The organism is Paenibacillus sp. FSL H7-0690, from assembly GCF_037980415.1.
Lineage (GTDB): Bacteria > Bacillota > Bacilli > Paenibacillales > Paenibacillaceae > Paenibacillus_AQ > Paenibacillus_AQ odorifer.
Map to the genome: position 1 here is coordinate 2,509,478 of NZ_CP150281.1, position 19,058 is coordinate 2,528,535.

At 44.9% G+C, this 19,058-nt stretch carries 13 protein-coding genes; 8 read left to right on the top strand and 5 right to left on the bottom strand.

Annotated elements, in window-relative coordinates; translation table 11 throughout:
• Positions 1–106: 106 nt before the first annotated feature.
• Positions 107–2,974: a glycosyl hydrolase 115 family protein gene (locus tag MHI32_RS10905; RefSeq protein WP_340012331.1), complete on the top strand. Its 2,868-nt coding sequence runs from the start codon at positions 107–109 to the stop codon at positions 2,972–2,974.
• A 44-nt stretch (positions 2,975–3,018) separates the two neighbouring features.
• Here MHI32_RS10905 and MHI32_RS10910 read toward each other — a convergent pair whose 3' ends face one another.
• On the bottom strand, positions 3,019–3,798 hold the full coding sequence (locus MHI32_RS10910; protein ID WP_340012333.1) for a helix-turn-helix domain-containing protein: 780 nt from the start codon (positions 3,796–3,798) through the stop codon (positions 3,019–3,021).
• Positions 3,799–3,927: 129 nt separating this feature from the next.
• Between MHI32_RS10910 and MHI32_RS10915 the strand changes: the two genes are divergently transcribed.
• Positions 3,928–4,224 (top strand): metalloregulator ArsR/SmtB family transcription factor, encoded by a 297-nt coding sequence (locus MHI32_RS10915; RefSeq protein WP_038569940.1) that lies wholly within the window; start codon positions 3,928–3,930, stop codon positions 4,222–4,224.
• 127 nt (positions 4,225–4,351) lie between these two features.
• Positions 4,352–5,374 (top strand): NADP-dependent oxidoreductase, encoded by a 1,023-nt coding sequence (locus MHI32_RS10920; protein WP_076129990.1) that lies wholly within the window; start codon positions 4,352–4,354, stop codon positions 5,372–5,374.
• 71 nt (positions 5,375–5,445) lie between these two features.
• Here MHI32_RS10920 and MHI32_RS10925 read toward each other — a convergent pair whose 3' ends face one another.
• On the bottom strand, positions 5,446–6,255 hold the full coding sequence (locus MHI32_RS10925; protein WP_076129991.1) for a YheC/YheD family protein: 810 nt from the start codon (positions 6,253–6,255) through the stop codon (positions 5,446–5,448).
• 162 nt (positions 6,256–6,417) lie between these two features.
• Here MHI32_RS10925 and sbnA point away from each other — a divergent pair, with 162 nt between their 5' ends.
• From sbnA to MHI32_RS10950, 5 genes are all read left to right on the top strand, one after another.
• On the top strand, positions 6,418–8,625 hold the full coding sequence (gene sbnA, locus MHI32_RS10930; RefSeq protein WP_340012335.1) for a 2,3-diaminopropionate biosynthesis protein SbnA: 2,208 nt from the start codon (positions 6,418–6,420) through the stop codon (positions 8,623–8,625).
• 24 nt (positions 8,626–8,649) lie between these two features.
• Positions 8,650–9,615, top strand: a complete 966-nt coding sequence (locus MHI32_RS10935; RefSeq protein WP_076129992.1) for a 2,3-diaminopropionate biosynthesis protein SbnB — start codon at positions 8,650–8,652, stop codon at positions 9,613–9,615.
• Between the two features lie 201 nt (positions 9,616–9,816).
• Positions 9,817–11,790: a serine hydrolase domain-containing protein gene (locus MHI32_RS10940; protein ID WP_256716553.1), complete on the top strand. Its 1,974-nt coding sequence runs from the start codon at positions 9,817–9,819 to the stop codon at positions 11,788–11,790.
• A gap of 59 nt (positions 11,791–11,849) precedes the next feature.
• Positions 11,850–12,527, top strand: coding sequence for a response regulator transcription factor (locus MHI32_RS10945; RefSeq protein WP_076100805.1), 678 nt, complete (start codon positions 11,850–11,852; stop codon positions 12,525–12,527).
• Positions 12,524–13,876: a HAMP domain-containing sensor histidine kinase gene (locus MHI32_RS10950; RefSeq protein WP_312149677.1), complete on the top strand. Its 1,353-nt coding sequence runs from the start codon at positions 12,524–12,526 to the stop codon at positions 13,874–13,876. Before MHI32_RS10945 ends, MHI32_RS10950 begins: the two co-directional genes overlap by 4 nt.
• 2 nt (positions 13,877–13,878) lie before the next feature.
• On the opposite strand, the gene MHI32_RS10955 is transcribed toward MHI32_RS10950, so the two are convergent.
• From MHI32_RS10955 to MHI32_RS10965, 3 genes are all read right to left on the bottom strand, one after another.
• Entirely contained in the window at positions 13,879–14,514 is a 636-nt protein-coding gene (locus MHI32_RS10955) for a TetR/AcrR family transcriptional regulator (protein ID WP_312149675.1), read from the bottom strand.
• A gap of 46 nt (positions 14,515–14,560) precedes the next feature.
• Complete coding sequence (locus tag MHI32_RS10960; protein ID WP_340012338.1) at positions 14,561–15,760, bottom strand: pectin acetylesterase-family hydrolase; 1,200 nt, start codon at positions 15,758–15,760, stop codon at positions 14,561–14,563.
• 150 nt (positions 15,761–15,910) lie between these two features.
• Positions 15,911–19,057 (bottom strand): alpha-mannosidase, encoded by a 3,147-nt coding sequence (locus MHI32_RS10965; protein ID WP_339190526.1) that lies wholly within the window; start codon positions 19,055–19,057, stop codon positions 15,911–15,913.
• Position 19,058 lies beyond the last annotated feature (1 nt).

The following is a 19,058-nucleotide window of genomic DNA, read 5'->3' on the forward strand; positions in this document are numbered from 1 at the left end:
TTTAATAATTACAAAAAGTTGCTAGTTTACACATGGATGTTGAAATCGCTTACTTATATAATGTGCCTAGTCATACGAAAATAGGATGCTTAAGGGGAGAATTATCATGCCTACGAAGGAATTGTACCTTGTGAAGCAGGGCAGTGCTGCCAAGATTTACGTGGACCCCAAGGGGAAAGATTATGAGGGATTACGCCGGGTGGCACAGTCTTTTGCAGCAGATGTTAAACAGGTAACAGAGGTAGAACCTGAGATATATACACAATTGAACAAATTGGATGGAACAGTCATAATCGCTGGATCGATAGGCAGCAATGATTTTATCGATGATTTAATCGCGGAGGGAACCGTTAATGTATCGGCCATCCAAAATAAAAGAGAATGTTATAAAATTCAGGTGGTTGAACAACCCACAGCGGGAGTGGACAAGGCGCTAGTCATTGTAGGAAGTGATAAACGGGGGACGATTTACGGGTTGTATTCGATCTCCGAAAAGATTGGAGTTAGTCCTTGGGTGTACTGGGCGGATATTGTGCCGGAGAAGAAGCCGGCATTGTCCATTCCTGATAACAAGCTTCATGTGATCTCCAAGGAGCCTTCGGTTAAATATAGAGGTATTTTTTTGAATGACGACTGGCCGTCTTTAGGTTCTTGGGTAACTCAAAGATTTGGTGACTTTAATGAAGATTTCTATGACAAGGTATTTGAACTCATTCTTCGCTTGAAGGGGAATTATTTATGGCCGGCGATGTGGAGCGCCGAATTCAGCCTGAATGGTAAAAGCAGCCCGATTGCCAACGCCAAGCATGCACAAGAATACGGAATTATTATGGGGACCTCCCATCATGAACCCTTATTCCGGGCAGGCAGTGAATGGCAGAAGGTATACAGCCAATACGGAACAAGTAACCTATGGGATTTCGCCCTTAATAAACAGGCGATTACAGATTTCTGGGAAGACGGAATCAAGCGTAATCAGGACTTTGATAACTTGATTACCCTAGGCATGCGGGGGGAAAGTGACTCTGCGCTGGAGGGCTCCGATCAGGAGAATATTGATCTGCTTAAGGACATTATACTTACGCAAAAAGAACTATTGAAGAAATACAATCTTGAACATGCGCCGCAAATTTTGGCCGTTTATAAGGAAGTTGAGAAGTACTGGTATGGCACTGCCGGGGCGGAAGGGTTGAAGGACTGGGATGTTCTGAATGACGTTACGATCCTGCTTGCTGACGATAACTTTGGCAATCTCCGCAAAATCCCGACAAAAAACGAACGTAACCGCAGCGCAGGATGGGGGATGTATTATCATTTTGACTATCATGGTGGTCCGCATTCCTATGAATGGTTAAATACGACCCCGCTTGAAAAAGTCTGGGAGCAAATGTGTATGGCATACGATTATGGCATCCGTGATGTATGGATTGTGAACGTCGGGGATTTGAAGCCTATGGAATTGCCCATTTCCTACTTTCTGGATTTGGCCTACGATTTTGAGGCTTGGGGGACAGGTGCAATCAATCGGACTGTGGAATACACCAACCGTTGGGTAGAGCAGCAATTCGGATATGTGCTGGAACAAGAGACATGTCTGGGAATCGCACAATTGTTAGGGGATTATATCCGGATGAACGGTCGGCGCAAGCCTGAAATTATTTATCCGTCCACCTTCAGTCCTATCCATTACAATGAGGCGCACAGAGTTCTGGAGCAAGCGGTGATGATCGAGAAGGCTGCCGACAAATACGATGAGCTAATCCCGGAACAACTAAAGGATGCTTACTTCCAGCTCGTATATTTCCCTGCTGTTGCCTCGGCCAATGTGGTCAAAATGCAAATTTATGCTGGACTGAACCATCTATACGCTAAGCGAAATAGTATGTTGGCAAATACTTACGCTGCTCTGACCCGCGAAACCATCGAACGGGATAAGTATCTGGAGCTGGTTTATAATAGCGGAATTTCGGATGGAAAATGGCAGGGAATGATGAGTTCCCCTCATGTAGGGTATATACATTGGAATGCAGAAGGGTGGAAATATCCGGATGTAAACACCTTGACGCCCGCCAGAGGTTCTTTAATGATTGTCGATGTGGAAGGAACGGAACAAGCGTATGTTTCCGGCACAGCTAATCTTCGGGTATTTACAAATCTCCAAAAAGAAAACTATCGCATCACAATCAGTAACGGTGGAGAAGCGGGTTTTGAATATCAGGTGCGGAGCAGCGTAGATTGGATCAAGCTTGAGAAAATACGCGGCTGGATTGAGGCAGGGGAGACGCTTCAGGTTTCCGTAGATTGGGAGAAGGTCAAAGAAGCATCGACGGGCGAAATTACGATCTCCGGTGCCGGGAATATAGTTAAGGTGAAGGCAGCCGTGGATTGGATAGACATTCCGGATATGCCACCGATGACATTCATCGAGACCCATAATATCGTGTCCATTGAAGCGGAGCATACCATAACTCGTGTTTCGAAATCAGGGGTGGTATGGAAGACCATTGACAGCTATGGACGTTCTTTATCCTCGGTTAAAATGTTTCCGGATGCTGTATCTTTTGAACAACCGGAGGATGCACCTTGTCTGGAATATCGGATTCTAGTGCAGCAGGACACCGATTATAGCTTAACCGCGTATATTGCGCCGACAAACAATCTGTCACAAACTAGCGGGTTAAAATATGCGATAGGTTTCGATGATCAGGCACCCGTGATTAAGGATGCTTTACCAACGAACTTTGAAGGCGGCAATCATGATAATGAACCGTGGTGCCGTGCGGTTATGGACAATATTCATGCTGTAACCACCAGCCATGCTTTAACGAAGGGTCTTCATACCCTCCGCTTTTACGGATTCGATGCGGGTCTGGTTCTGCAAAAGCTTGTATTGTCCGCTGCCCAGCTTCCTTATTCCTATTTAGGGCCGGAGGAGAGCTTTTATACTAGCGGGACGGCGTCCATTCTTAGTTAGGTTGAATTAATAGGGCGAACAACAGGGTTGCTTCGGATCCTCCGTTATTTCAGGGCAGATGACGGAGGATAACCCTTTATATTTTTGAAAACGTTGCTGAAGTAGGCAACATCTTGATAACCACAGTGCGCTGCCACTTCGGACACATTAAAACCACCTGCCGATAGAATCATCTCAGCATTGTTCACCCGCACCTTGTTTATAAATTCTTTACAGGTGGAGCCAGTGTTCTGCTTAAATAGCTTACCAAGATATACGGGATTTAGGGCAACCCAATCTGCCAGCTCCTTGATCGTAACTTCCTCCGAATAATGATCCATGATATAGGCCATCACTTTTTGGATTCTTAGATCTATCAGAGGTGTTTCTTGATGGTGGGCGATACTTAATAAGCGGTACACAATCAGTTGAAAGATGGCCCGGGCCTTCATTTTGTAGAAAGGTTGTTTGCCCATCCAGACATGTGAGAATTCTTTAATATCCTCTAGAATCTCTTTAGTTCTCCAATTCCTAGTTACAGTCTCAAAAGGGAGCTGCACATGATTGTCCTCACCCTCCCAGAAGAAATTGAAGGCAAAGGAACGCATGGGTGCCTCCTTGAAAGTCTGAGCTTCCCGAATGCTGCCAGAAGGGGCATAGAGCATATCCCCGGCTTCAACCGTGAATTTCTCTCCATTAATAAAATAGTCAGACTTTCCTTCTACGATGAAGGTAAGATCATGGAAATCAATTTTACTCCTCGTAATCTCCCAATCCGGGAAGGATCGGCGATCAACGAACAAAAAAACACGGGGAACAAGATTTTCGTATTTGGTAATGTCCATTTTTACCACCCCTCTTTCCTTATAAATAGATCCGCGCTAATGCCGATTGGTATATTATACAAAAATGAATCCGATTAAGAAATGGGATTGTAAATTGACTTTGCGCAATCAGAAGAATACAATAGTTTTATGACTATCGAACAATATTCCTTAAAAGATGATGAAAAGCGAGTGAAGATTTTTAAAGCATTAGCAGAAGTGAAACGAATTGAAATGATTCGTTATCTTCATCTCCATAAGGAGAACAATACATGTGGGTCCATTGGTGAATCTATGGGAATGGATAAATCCAATGTGTCGTACCATCTGAAGATTTTGTATGAAGCTGATTTAGTAAGTGTCACACGTATGGGGCAGAATAAGATTAGCCAGCTTCGAGAGGATACGTTTAGCGAATTATTACCGGGTTTCTTGGACAGTTTATAATATGTCCGGAAACCTATAATTTTTTCTTGATAGTTTGATAGTTTTATAACTATTTGATAATCATGTACAGGATTTGGTTAATAGTTATAGGTAGCAGCAAAAATAAATATTAATGGAGTAGTGATCTATGAATCAGTTGAAAAATAAACAGGTCCTGTTAATTTCACGTCCTGTAGGCATGCCAACCCAGCAAAATTTCGAGTTCAAAGATATTCCTGTAGTTGAAGCAAAAGAAGGACAAGTTGTTGTACGAACGTTGTATTTGTCAGTGGATCCTTATATGCGCGGAAGAATGAATGATTCTAAATCGTATATTCCTCCGTATCAGCTTAATGAAGTCATCGCTGGAGGACTTGTGGGAGAGATCGTAGAATCCAAATCGGAGCGATTCAAAGCTGGAGATAAAGTCATCGGTATGCTGGGCTGGCAGTTATATAATACTGTAGATGCTAAAGCAGTAACCAAAATCGATGATTCGATTGCACCTGTATCGGCTTACTTAAGTGTTCTAGGTTTAACAGGGCTCACTGCATATTTCGGTTTACTTGATATCGGGCAGCCGAAAGAAGGAGAGACTGTCGTAGTGTCTGGAGCAGCGGGTTCAGTGGGGATGTTTGTTGGACAGATTGCCAAAATCAAAGGCGCTCGTGTCGTTGGGATCGCAGGTAGCGATGATAAATGCGACTATTTGAAAAAAGAACTTGGCTTTGATGCAACCATTAATTATAAAACAACGGAAAATTTAGGCCAGGCTTTGGAAGAAGCATGTCCAAATGGTGTGGATGTTTATTTTGACAACGTGGGTGGATCGATTTCAGATGCTGTGATGAGCTTGCTTAATGATTATGCACGTATTCCCCTATGTGGCGCTATTTCTTCCTATAATAGTACAGATGGAGATATGGGTCCACGTATTCAGAGCAGATTGATCAAAACCCGCTCCCTTATCAAAGGATTCGTTCTTAGTGATTACGCAGCCCGCCAGTCAGAAGGACTTCAAGAGCTTGGAAAATGGCTAACAGAAGGTAAATTAAAATATGAAGAAACAGTTGTTGAAGGATTCGACAATGTGGTTGAAGCATTCCTGCAATTGTTCCAAGGTGCGAACCTCGGGAAGATGCTTGTTAAGGTGAGCGACTCCGAATTCTAAAACAACACAAACAGCTCTGGTAGAGATTTTTATATATCAGGGCTGTTTGTATTATTACCAATCAAATCCGTTCAGACCATACCCTGTTTGGACTTCATGCATTTAAGATTGTATGTGCGGCCATAGGCTTTTGCATATTTGACGATTCGCTCAATCATGCTGGTGTCATTCAGTTTGGTAAACGGGCACGGATCGGGGGCAGTATTTACTTCCAAGATCCATGGTTTAAGGCGTCGATCCAAAGCAATATCCACACCGATTTCCTGCAGGCCGGGATAGGCTGTGCTCAGCTGTCTGGCGGAGTTCACTCCGATTTGTTGCATGGACCGGATCAACGCGCTACTATTCTCTACGTTTGTGTAGGATTCTAATAATGCCTCTACCGGATAAATCGTTCCCCCTTGGCTCCCATTCGTAACCACTTTGCGAGGATGAGCTACGCGACCCGCAATGCCTGTAGCTTCCCACCCACCCTTAAGATTTCTTTGCACCATAACCCGGATATCAAATGGCCTTCCCTCATAAACCAAAAGCCAAATCCCTTTTTGCACCAAATAGGACTTTCCTTGGGTCTCGCTAGAGATTGCCCGATAAGCCATCTCGTAATCAGAAAATGTATGTTTATGCGTACCGGACTGATAGCTGTAGGCTGGTCGTTTTTTGGAGGAATGATCTTGCGATCTTTCAATCCGGATTACACCCTGTCCCAAAGATCCACAGCAGGGCTTAATGTACACCATTTTATGTTTTTGCAACATCTCATAGAGTACGTTTTTATTCATTTTTTTCGTTACCGGTATATACTTCCTTAGCTCTTGTTTTCTAAGCAGTACCCTTGTTTTCGTCAGCTTATTGGATATCCGCCGTATTGGCTCCTTCATTTTGTTCCTCCGTTCTATATATCTATAGGCTATATTACGGGAATACGCAGTTTTTGCTTGGGCAAACACAGAATAATAGAACACATGCAAAGAATTCTACATATGAATATTGGAGGCATTTATTAAACTTGGGCTGCAGCATGCGGTCAACGGGAGGCGGCTATGATGCTGCTCGGGAAATTGCAGAATAAGGTGCAAGAAGTAATGGACGAATACCCTTGGTACAAGGGGCTGATCGATGGGGAGAAAACGAATTATAACCTGCAGAACTTACCTCTTATGTCTTCGAAAATACTTGAAACCTTCTATTATAACCAACCCATCGATCCTTCTTGGACTGTTTATAGGACGTCTGGTACAAGCTCAGGCCGTAGAAAAGCAATCCTTTACTCTGAGGAAGATGACAAACACTATGTGGATATTAAAACGAAGCTATTCGGCGAGCTTATTGCGGGAAGCGGATGTAACAGAGCGTTGGCGGATATGGGCACTGGACATGCAGCAAATACTGCGCTGACCATTTTTGAAAGGTTAGGATTGGAGAAAAGTTCAATACCCTTTGAACTGCCAATCGAACAGCATATTGAACAGCTTAAAGCTTTTAAACCTGACTTGCTCTATACGATGCCGTCCATCCTTGACCATATCGTATATGCTGCCGGAAACCCGCGTGAATTCGGAATTCGCAAGATTATTTTGGTAGGGGAAATTGCTCCGCCTGAGTGGCAGCGGAATATGGCTGGCTTGTTTGGTATTGATCCTAGAGATATCATCGATACTTACGGCTCCATTGAAATCGGTACGATCGCTTATTACTCCCATGATCATGGCAGGTACATTTTTGCCGACGGAATTTTTGCGGAAGGAATCGGGGTTCAGGAGTTAGACGAAGAAGTAAGGCCGCTTCGGAACAATGAAAGTATTCTGGTGCTTACCTCAACTGTCCGCAAGATGCTGCCAGCCCTTCGTTTTGTTACTTATGACGTCGTAAGGGATTTTAGGCCTGTGATGATAGACGGCGTTGAACAACAAAGCTTCGAGTCCATTGTAAAAAGAGTGGGTCAAGAACTGAAGCACGGTGAGAAAATCAGCCTGTACGATATCGAGCAGGTCGTATACCGTCATATTGAAGATGCAATCATTCGGGTCAAAGTAAAAAACAATGCGCTCTCTATTTATATCATGAGTAAATCTGTGAAGCCCTCTATTATTCCGGTAATCAAAGAGGAAATCAGGGAGTGTATTCCGGAAATCGGGATGATGATTCGCAACCATCTGCTTGATGATATTGAGATCATTATAGTAGCTAAAGGGGAGTCGCTGGCCAGCGGGCAGGTCAAGAACAAGAAGTTATATTATCAGAAGGACAAAGCTAAGGTGGACATAAATATCCAAGGCGGTATCTTGTCGACTATCGGAAAAACGCCATTAATCAAGCTGAATAATCTGTTCCAGAACAGTGAGTTCGAAGTCTACGCAAAAATGGAACTGCTAAATCCGGGAGGAAGTGCGAAAGACCGTCCAGCTCTGCGGATGATCCATGAGGCATGGAAGGAAGGGAAAATCGGGCCGGGAACTACTATTATTGAGTCAAGTTCGGGAAATATGGCGATTAGCTTGGCGATGATTTGCCAATATTTAGGGCTGCGGTTTATTAGCGTGGTTGATCCAAGAACCACCACAACAAATCTGCAGATTCTGAAAACATTAACTGCGAAAATTGACTTTGTTAGCGATCCCGACCCCGAGACCGGTGAATATCTGCCTGCTAGACTGAATCGAGTGCAGCGACTCTTGGAGGAAATACAGGGCAGCTACTGGCCGAATCAATATGCAAACGCAAATAACTATTTGTCCCACTACCATACGACCATGAAAGAAATCGTGACTGAGCTTGGCGAAGTAGATTATTTGTTTTGCAGCGTAAGTACATGCGGCACGATTCGAGGTCTCGCGGAATATGTAAGGGATCATGGTCTGAAGACTAAGATTGTTGCCGTCGATGCGGAGGGAAGTACTATTTTTGGTGGCAACAAAGAGAAACGGCGGTTCCCGGGACTGGGTGCTGGCATCGTACCCCCTTTCTGCAGAACGGATTTAATCGACCTTATCGTGCATGTCTCAGACTTGGATATCGTAAAAGGATGCCGAGCACTCGCTCAGAATGAATCGATTCTGGCCGGTGCATCCTCAGGGGCTAACCTTGCCGCTGTTAGGCGTATGGAGCAAGAATTGGCTCCAGGATCTGTCTGTGCGGTGATCCTGCATGACAAAGGGGAGCGTTACCTCGATACGGTATACTCTGACCCATGGATTCAGAATGAATTTGGGCAGGAGTTCTCGGCTGACGGTGGAGATGTCCTTGCTTAACGAACGGCAAAAGGAGGTTGTGGAATGCTGTATTTAAACGATCGGGACATCCGGGAGGTGGGGCTTGATTGGCCTTCTCTCGTGGAATCGATAGAAACTACGGTGCGCATACTTGATTCTGGAGATTACGCGCAGCCCGTAAAACCTTATCTAAGGTATAAAAATCCCCAAAATCGTATTATTGCAATGCCCGCATACGTAGGGGGGAACGTGAACGCAGCAGGGATCAAATGGATTTCCAGCTTCCCGGATAATATCCAGGTTGGTCTTCCCCGCGCGCATAGCATCATTGTCTTGAATGATCCCATTACGGGCGAGCCTATATCCGTCCTAAGCTCTCCGCTCCCCAGCATCGTAAGGACAGCTTCCATCAGTGGACTGATGATTGGCTACTTTTTGCAGGCACGTTCACTTGAACGGATTCATCTTGGCATTATCGGCTGGGGACCAATCGGGCAATATCATTTTCAAATGGTTATGGCATTGTACGGAGATCGAGTTGAACGTGTCCGCATTTTTGATATAAGGGAAGTAGATTTGTCAGACATCTCATCTATATATAAGAATAGGATAGAAGTGGAGGAGACGTGGGCGGACGTTTATCGAAAGTCCAATATCTTTATCACCTGTACCGTATCCAATCATAGATATATCGATATGCTTCCGGCGGAAGGTAGTCTTCTACTGAATATTTCACTGCGTGATTATAAGCCTGAGGCATTAGCTTCGGTGAAGGCCATAATCGTCGATGACTGGGATGAGGTGTGCCGCGAGAATACTGACATACAGCAGCTCCATCTGAAACATGGGTTAACTCGTGCCGATACCCGAATGATTACCGATGTCGTCTCGCGCCATTGCCTGAATGAACTCAGAGCAGATGAGCCGATTTTCTTTTGTCCGATGGGGATGGCGGTTTTTGATATCGCAACAGCGGTATACTTCGTGAAGAAGGCTAGAGAAAAAGGGATCGGGACTGAGCTACAGTAAGGTTGTAGGCATACGTTCGCTATGGGATTTTTTATAGATTTTTCTGATGTAACTAGACTATGATCCGTCACTTTTAAGGATGGATTGCTGTCTAGTTTTTTTATTGTCTTGTTAACGTTCCATTCATAATACTCTGATAATCTCTATAAGTGTTAGGCGGATGATCATCCACCCCAATAAATGATGACTCGGAGGATAATAATGTTGACACCTATGAAAAAAAGGCTGATCGCTGGTCTGACCCTATTGGCTGTGATTAGTGCCGGCTTTGGCGCAAGCTTGGTATTTCCCGGGAAACAGGCCTCGGCTGAGAACCAAACGGGTCAAACCGCGCTGCCGGCAGCGCAAATTGAAGCATTTGCCAATCTCGATGATACCGCGGGACTGACTAGCTTCGTTGATGGAATTATGGAAAAAGATATGAACCGGCTGCAAATTCCGGGAGCGGTTATCTCCATTGTAAAAGACGGCAAGATTATTTTGACCAAAGGTTATGGCAGTTCCAATCTGGAAGAAGCGGCACCGGTTAATCCGACAACCAGCATGTTTCGAATCGCTTCAACAACAAAGCTGTTCACCTGGACAGCGGTGATGCAAATGGTCGAACAAGGTAAGATAGATCTGGACACTGATATTAACACCTACCTGAAATCAGTGGAGATCCCTGCTACATATCCTGAGCCGATCACGATGCGCCATTTGATGACACATACAGCGGGGTTTGAAGAGGGTGGAGTGGGTTATCAAATCACTACCGACCCTGCCAAATTGCCGGGATCAATCTCGGAAACACTCAATAAGCATATGCTGGCACGGGTAAGACCCCCCGGAGAGATGAGTTCTTATTCGAACTTCGGGGCTACTCTCGCGGGTCTGATTGTGGAGGAAGTCAGCGGTGTTCCTTACAATGACTATATACAAAAGTATATTTTCGATCCGCTCGACATGAAATATTCGACGGTGGTAGAGCCTTTGCCGGAGTCATTCATACCCAATCAAGTTGTAGGGTACACGAGTGAGAACGGTAGCTTTATTCCTGGCACACCTACCTTCGAGGGCGGCTTTCGTCCTGCCGGCTCGGGTACAGTATCAGCAGTAGACATGGCGCACTTTATGATTGCCCATCTGCAGAACGGGAAATATGGTGACCAGCAGATTCTTAGAACGGAGACTGCAGAACTAATGCATTCAACGGCGTACCAATTCGATAAACGTATGCCGGGAGTAGATCTGGGGTTCTCTGAGAAACGCATCAATGGTCTTAGACTAATCACTCATGGTGGTTCCGACCCCATGTTTAATACAGAGTTTTATCTTGTGCCTGCCAAGCATGTAGGTATCTTTGTTTCCTATAACGGCGGTCAGGGCGGTGATTCCGCGGCAGGCCTAGTCCATGCCTTTTTTGAGCGCTATTATCCCGATCCTGAAGCGAAGCAGCCTGAATTCTCCACTTCTGCAGAATCTGTTCAGAAATATGCGGGAACCTATCAATTCACACGCCGTAACCACAGTGATATTGATAAATTTTTCAATTTTTTTGCCCAGCTAAATGTTAAGGTAAAGGATAATAAGCTATCTTTGGGAAGTGGTAGTGAACAACAGTTGTATAGAGAAATCGCTCCGAATCTGTTCCAGCTCGAGGGAGGCACCGAACAAATCGGCTTCCGCACAAATGATACCGGTAAGGTTACACATATGCTCTTAGGTATGGCACCGGAAATGCCACTGGAGCGTACGCCACTCTTGAATCAGAATAAGTTTTGGCTTATCGTACTTGGCGGCTCGGGGTTGATTTTCATCACTGCATTGCTTGGACTAATCTTCTCCAGACGCAAGATCAAGGCGATGACGCCTCCGGAAAAGTGGGCCATCCGCTTATCTGCGGGAACTGCTGGGTGGGCGCTGCTATCTTTCGTTACGATATTTATGGTGGTTATGTCCATGGATACGATGCAGAAGTTCAGCGGTATCAGTCTTTCGCTTTCTCTCAGTTTAGTTATGCCAATCCTTTTGGTTGGACTGACTTTAGCTTTGCTAATCTCGGCTATACTGGTTTGGAAGAATAAATACTGGACAGCTTTCAAGCGTGTGCATTATACACTAGTGGCACTTTCGGCTGTAGTGATGACTCTGTTTTTCTACTATTGGAACCTGTTGGGTTGGCAGTTCGGATAACTTCGTTTCTTGTCAAGAATATATCATATATAATGTAAGCTTAAGAGAGGAGGACAATCGTGGCTACTATACTTATTGCTGATGATGATGATAACATCCGAAAGCTAATGTCTTTGTTTTTGCGAAAAGAAGGTTTTGACCTCAAAGAAGCCAGGGATGGCACCAAAGCGCTGTCCATTATAGAGAACTCGCGAGTCGATCTCGTCATCCTAGATATTATGATGCCAGGATTGGATGGTTGGGATCTGTGCAGAGAAATCAGGCGCTCTGATGCCAACATTCCCCTCCTCATGGTGACGGCTAAAGGAGAATCTGCACATAAAGTGAAAGGTTTTCAACTCGGCACGGATGACTATTTGACCAAACCGTTTGATCCGCTTGAACTGGTGATGCGAGTAAAAGCTTTGCTTAAACGCTCGCTGGTTGTTTCTTCCCAGTCTGTGCAGTTGGGCAATGTGGTGCTTAACCGCCGCACTTTCCAGGTTACGCGTGATGAAGAACCGGTAACGATTCCTTTGAAGGAATTTGAGCTACTGTTTCTGCTGGCTAGTCACCCTAGGCAAATCTTCACAAGAGAACAGTTGATTTCTCAAATCTGGGGATTGAACTATGAAGGAGACGGCCGGACTGTAGATGTGCATATAAGCCGGTTGAGGGAGAAATTCTGCGGTAACGACGAGCAATTTCAAATCGAAACGGCCCGCGGCCTAGGATACCGGCTGATCCCTGCGCTATGATCAAGACATTGTATGTACGCGTCGTTCTCACGTTTTTAGGCATCATTATCTTTAGTCTGATCTGTTCCTTTTTCATTGGTTTGTATGTCTTTCAGAAACAAATAAGTTACGAGGGACAGAATGAAATGATCACAGTGGGGAAGGAGATCATTCACCGTTATGATGACGCCAAGCCTGAGGATACAGACGAGTTCTTGAATAGTATGGTTAAGGTATCTGCATACCCTATCCACTTGTATAATCATTCCGGGGAATATACCTTTTATGGGCTCAAGGATAGTCCGGCCGTCACTATCACCCCCGAGGCTGTGAAACAAGTGCTGCAAGGAAAACTCTATCGTTCCTCCGCAAATGATAAGGATACCTTTATCGGGATGCCCTTTATGTTTAACGGGGAGTGGCAAGCAATGTTCTTGCAGTATTCTGCCGAGAACGAAAATATCGTCAATCGGATGCTGCTCTTTGTGCTTTTACTCGTGCTTTTACTGGGTAGTCTATGCATTCTTATTGCCGCCAGATATTTGGTGGAGCCGATCAAAGCTTTGACGAATGCGACAAGAAGGCTGGCCAAGGGTGATTTCGAGGTAGAGCTTAAAGTAAACCGAGTAGACGAAATAGGGGAACTGACACAAAGCTATGTGGAGATGGCCGGGGAGCTGAAGCAGCTGGAACAGATGAGGCAGGATTTCGTATCCAACGTTTCTCATGAAATTCAGACACCGCTTACGTCTATTTCCGGCTTTGCCAAGGCATTGCAGAACAATGATCTAATCGTGGAAGAGGAACGTTCTGAATATCTTGATATCATCATTGCAGAGAGTGAACGTCTGTCGAGGTTAAGTGATAATTTGCTGAAGCTCGCTTCCCTGGATTCTGAACATCATCCCTTTAATGCAGGTTCCTTCAATCTTGACGAGCAGATTAGAACCATCGTTGTGACCTGTGAGCCACAATGGTCAGCCAAAGGCATCGTTATCGATCTTGAGCTGCCGGAAGCTGTCAAAATTAAGGGTGATGAAGATCAGCTGAAGCAAGTATGGATGAATTTGCTGAGCAACAGCATCAAGTTCACACCTGAAGGCGGGAACATCCGCATTAGTATAGATGACAGTGCAGCAGATGTATCGGTCACCATCAGTGATAACGGGATCGGGATTTCCCCGGAAGAGTTCAACGCCGTATTCCAAAGATTTTATAAAATAGACAAGTCACGGAATGGAAACAACAATGGCAATGGCTTGGGACTTGCAATCGTTAAAAAAATTGTCTCCCTGCATCAGGGAAACATAGAAGTGGACGGTGCGGTTGGAGCGGGAACGACGATTATCGTCAGGTTGCCCCATAAGTGAAATTAAGGGTTTGTCTGATTCTTGGATTGCCGTACGCCAAACATAATGAAATCCTTGAATTGCCGGTCCATAACCCGATCTTCCTCCGTAACCACACCCCCCCGCTGATGAGTAATAATGACGGCTTTTTGTAAATACATGAAATACAGGTGGGTGGACTTGTGCAGAATGTCCAGCCACTTATTTTTTTCCTCCGGAGCTACTGATATGGACTCAAGGAGAATTAACCGTGAATACCAGCCTTCCATAGCCTGCTTAAAGTCAGGAAGTTCCGCGGGATTTTTGGAAAGCGTGCTGTAGTAAACTCCAAAAATGGCATCATAGTAGATCAGGGCTTCCTGCTGATCTCTTAATGCCAGATATTTATCGAGAATGTTCTCCAATGACTGTATAGGGTGTTCAAAATCAAAATCAAACAGCAGCTGTCCAAACATCCGCTCCAGATTAAGGACATAGATTTGAGCGGCTAACTCTTCCTTGTCTTTATAATGATGATACAAAGTACGCCGGGAGATGCCGGCTTGTTCCGCAATCTGTGCCATATCCGTGCGCTCAATACCTTGAGCACAGAATAAGCTAAGCGCTGTATCCTTAATGATCTCCCTTGTCATTTGCATTTGCTTTTCCCGCAAATTCATTGATTTTCTCTCCTGTCTTGTTGCAACTCTTCCGCTGCTTCTAGCACTATTTCTGAGCTGGCTTCGAATTCATGAGGAATTTGCTGCCCACTGAATAGGGGTTCTGCCGGTTGATCGCATCACCTAACCAATTCAGAAGCTTCGCACCATCCTGTTCAGCCTGAAAGAAGGTCTCTCTGGTGGCAAAAGTGTGCGGAGTTGTACCCGTCTTAGCGTTCAGTCCATAGTCGGTGAGATAGTAATAATAATTAGGTAAAGTGGCTGCCAAAGAAGAAACAGATTGCCGCATTTCCTGTGACCACTCATTAATGATGCTTTGATCTCTTGGCCCCTTGTAATCGTTGATGTTGTTCTGAAAGTGGATTAGAATCTCGTCAAATACCGAGTAGGATTGCAATATTATCGCATTCGCAGGAAGTAGATGGCCGTTCGCTTTAAAAGCTGCCCCGATGATATCCACTTCAGGGGCATATCCGAAGTTCTTCACGAAGTCTGCCTGCCATTCCTGCTTCACAACATTTGGCCACTTGTCTGATTTCAAGAAGGAACTGTCTGAATATTGGAAAATCTCGGAGTTCTTGTAATGAGAGGCGATCTCGGGAGCCCAAAAAGCGGACCCGAAGCCACCAGCACTTTCGCCAGCAATCAGTAGTTTGCCGGGTTTATCCACGTTGGCATATATCCAATCGAGGCTGCTTCGCACATTATTGCTGCCGTTATAACGCATAGTAAAGGGGCTGCCGTCATCTTTTTTATATTCAACTGTGCGGTTGCCGATATGGAAGTCACCGGTTGAATAGGGAAGGTAGACCACATTCCAGCCATGAAAAGGATTGGCAGGGTTATCCGTATCCATCATGCCTCTCAGCAATGTCAACATATAGAAGGGGATGTTCTGGAAATAGTTGCCTGTATCTCCACCTTTAATAAAGTTCATAAGCTTGATGGGGTGTGCGGCACTTTGGGCATCCCAGCTGGCTCCGCCACCGGAAAAAAAGATGATCCAGTTATTATTTTCACCCTTTTTATTCCACAAAAAATACTCTGATCCATCACTTGATATGACATTTCCGTCTAGCGTGACTTTATTCCACTTGTAAGGCTTCACTTCCGCGATTACGGGGGTGGTAGTCGCCGGTCTTTTGATTACAAAAGCGCTGATTGCAAACATGGCAATCAAAACAAGGCTGAATAATCCAATACCTGTGAATATTGTGATTTTCCTCATTTTCCTCATTTTTCTCATATCCATCTCTCCCTTACTCGGAGTATACGTCAAGATCACTCATTACACAAGGTGTATACCTAAAATCATAAAACAATCGTGAGAAAATATATAAAGAGGTGTCCTCGTAGCCTTTGATCCATGGCTACAGGGACACCTCGATTGTGTATGTTACTTTATTAATTTTGCTGCTTCGATTTCAAATGTTTTTAGTTCGTAAGGTTCAAGTATAAAAGTAATGACAGGTTCAGTGTGGACTTCCCCTTCAGGACGCTCCATTAGATTACACTCTTGCCACGAAATAATATTCAAGTCGCTAGTCATATCAATTTGCTGACGGCTTCCGGAATAGTCGTGCACACGTACGATTAATTTTTGACCATCCTCAGACTTCTTGATCGCAGAAACCATAACCGTCTGAGTAGAAAGGCGAATAAGCGACTTGGATGCTCCTTCTGCTTGCCCCATGGTGCTCCGTAGAGGGTTGTTGACGGACCAAGCTTGACGGACGGTGTCACCCTGTAGCCAATCCCCAGTATGAGGCAGGATAGAGTAGGTGAAAGTATGTTCACCTTGATCCGCTTCAGGGTCAGGGTGCGTTGCCGATTTGATTAAGGATAGACGCATCACATTATCCTTGATGTCATAACCGTATTTGCAGTCGTTCAGCAAGCTAACGCCATAACCACGATCTGATAAATCTGCCCACTGATGCCCCACAGTCTCGAATCTAGCGTAATCCCAGCTAGTGTTCCAATGTGTTGGACGCGTAACATTACCGAACTGGATATCATAAGTGGCTTCGGTAGCTCGTATTGCAACAGGGAAAGCTACTTTCATTAGCTGTTGTCGCTCATGCCAGTCTACCTTTGTCACGAAATCGATACGACGATGGTGTGCATGTAAGATCATTTGCTGCTTAATCGTGGAATCCATATAACTCCATGTGAATTGTACAACACATCGCAGTGAACCCTTTTCTATGACTTCAATGCTGCGGCAGTCGGTGACTTCACGTTTCTTTTGCTGATAGTAGATGTCAATGTCCCAAGCTTCATGGGCTAGGGGTTTATCTTCAAACACTTGGAACACGTTACCGTGACTTCCGTTTGCTAATACTTGTCTTTGTTCATTTATATCATAGATGGATACTAATTGACCTTGTTCGTTCCATTCAATTTCGAAGTGAGGCGTTGAGATTCCTGATTCATTTAGCTTGAATGGAGCGCTTAGTGACTTAGAATTCACATCTTCTACGAAGGAGATCGTTGTGTATCCAAGAGAAGGAATGTTAGATACTTCAACGATCCAGCGGTCACCTTCACGCTGAGCTTGTAGTTGTTTTCCTTCTGAGCTTATCCAATGTCCTGTTTCCATCCCGGCTTCAACAGTAATTTCTACGAGTTCTGTCAGCTCCCAAGCAGCATTGTTCCAGATCGTATATTTACCGGCTTCATTTCCGCTCACAAGTGCCTTACTGGATTGCTCCCAGACAGACTGACCTATTGCTTCTGCTTGTGCATACTCAATTGTACTGTCTTCATACACTTCACGAATCGAAGAGCCCGGAATAATATCATGGAATTGGTTGCGCAAAATAATTCTCCAGCCCTCGTCTAAATCGGTCTGACGATAGTTCGACCAGTCACCTGTCATCACACTTTGCAGTGTATTTAGCCATTCCGCCTCACGGTATAGCAGCTCAAGCTTACGGTTCATCCGCTTATTGTAGGCTTGGCTTGTGTAGGTGCCGCGGTGATATTCTAAGTAAAGCTCGCCATCCCATACATGGACATAACGATCTGTATTTGCAACAGTTTCTTGCAGGGTACGGAAGTAGTCTCCCGCTGTTCCTGTTTCAATCTTCGGCAGACCGGGAAGATCGTTTAGCCGACGGCGCATCTCTAGCATTTCACGGTTCACACCCCCGCCACCATCGCCATATCCGTAAGAAAGTAACAGATTGCGATTCACTTCTTTATCCCGGTAAGTATCCCAAATTCCTTTCACAGTCTTAGGAATAATCCGGCCATTATAAGTGTAGAACCAAGAATCTTCTTCGGACCAAGGCTCAGGCGTTGTAATAAAGTGTGTTAACACCTCTGTGCCATCAATCCCACGCCATTGAAAGGTATCATGTGGCATCCGGTTATATTGATTCCAGCTAATTTTTGTGGTCATGAAGGTATTAATTCCTGATTTTTTTAGAATTTGTGGCAAGGACCAGCTGTAGCCAAATACGTCCGGCAGCCATAAATAGTCACATTCAACCCCAAATTCATTACGTAAGAAGCGAGTTCCATAGAGTAATTGACGGACTAGAGACTCCCCTGAGGTCAAGTTGCAATCTGCCTCAAGCCACATGCCGCCGCCAGCTTCCCAGCGTCCTTCAGCTACACGTTCACGAATATTTTCATAGATTTCTGGATAGTCATTTTTGATATATTCATAGAGTTGCGGCTGAGTCTGTAAAAAGGTATAGTCCGGGAACATTTCCATCAGACGTAGTACGGTTGAGAAGGAACGCGCACATTTCTCACGGGTGTGTTTCAATTGCCACAACCAAGCCACATCAATATGGGTATGGCCAATACAGGTAACTGTGACGGGTGAGGATTTCTCCATTTTGTTAATTTCATCACGCAAATAATTGCGGGCTTCCCCGATCGAAGCGTAGAAGTTGTCTGAACCTGGACGAGACCAGTCGATCAGAAGAAAGGAGCGGTCTACTGTACTCATAAGTTGTGTATATTCTGGAGTTTTGGCATCGAGTACGTTCAGCGTCTCAACTACAGCAAGCGCGGTAAAATAGAAATCATCCGTTGCTTCATCCAGCCAACAAATTTCAGCCATGCGAATGCCATGTGTCTGATCTTTTTTAGGGCCGCCACCTTCGAGTCCCGACCATAACCGGAAGGTCAGTGGAAGCTGAGTGCCTGTCGTTTCATTTGGCAAGAACACTTCGGTATGATTGGAATCCACACCTTGATAGGGTTTGCCGTTGAAAAAGAATAAGGATTCAAATCCGGAGTTATTTCCAGCACCCGTCTCGCCAAAATCAAATCGACCCAGTACTCTACGGCCTGCCCAAGAGGCAGGCACGTCTATATTTGTCGTTAGCCATAAATACAAATCGCGGCCTTTCCAGGTATCTCCAACTCGTAGCTTAGACCATTCTCCATCCACGGGCGGTTCGGCTGCAATTTCACCTTGTTCGTCAATCATTGAGTTGAAAAAAGGAATGTGTATACGATCCCTGTAACGATATTCGGAAATTTCGTTTAGTTGGGAGTTGAGTTTGCGTTTGGTTAGAAACATG

Excerpts from the sequence above, each read along its gene's own strand:
- MHI32_RS10905 (WP_340012331.1), top strand. The coding sequence starts at position 107 with ATGCCTACGAAGGAATTGTACCTTGTGAAGCAGGGCAGTGCTGCCAAG.
- MHI32_RS10910 (WP_340012333.1), bottom strand. The coding sequence starts at position 3,798 with ATGGACATTACCAAATACGAAAATCTTGTTCCCCGTGTTTTTTTGTTC.
- MHI32_RS10915 (WP_038569940.1), top strand. The coding sequence starts at position 3,928 with ATGACTATCGAACAATATTCCTTAAAAGATGATGAAAAGCGAGTGAAG.
- MHI32_RS10920 (WP_076129990.1), top strand. The coding sequence starts at position 4,352 with ATGAATCAGTTGAAAAATAAACAGGTCCTGTTAATTTCACGTCCTGTA.
- MHI32_RS10925 (WP_076129991.1), bottom strand. The coding sequence starts at position 6,255 with ATGAAGGAGCCAATACGGCGGATATCCAATAAGCTGACGAAAACAAGG.
- sbnA (WP_340012335.1), top strand. The coding sequence starts at position 6,418 with ATGATGCTGCTCGGGAAATTGCAGAATAAGGTGCAAGAAGTAATGGAC.
- MHI32_RS10935 (WP_076129992.1), top strand. The coding sequence starts at position 8,650 with ATGCTGTATTTAAACGATCGGGACATCCGGGAGGTGGGGCTTGATTGG.
- MHI32_RS10940 (WP_256716553.1), top strand. The coding sequence starts at position 9,817 with ATGTTGACACCTATGAAAAAAAGGCTGATCGCTGGTCTGACCCTATTG.
- MHI32_RS10950 (WP_312149677.1), top strand. The coding sequence starts at position 12,524 with ATGATCAAGACATTGTATGTACGCGTCGTTCTCACGTTTTTAGGCATC.
- MHI32_RS10955 (WP_312149675.1), bottom strand. The coding sequence starts at position 14,514 with ATGAATTTGCGGGAAAAGCAAATGCAAATGACAAGGGAGATCATTAAG.
- MHI32_RS10960 (WP_340012338.1), bottom strand. The coding sequence starts at position 15,760 with ATGAGAAAAATGAGGAAAATGAGGAAAATCACAATATTCACAGGTATT.
- MHI32_RS10965 (WP_339190526.1), bottom strand. The coding sequence starts at position 19,057 with ATGTTTCTAACCAAACGCAAACTCAACTCCCAACTAAACGAAATTTCC.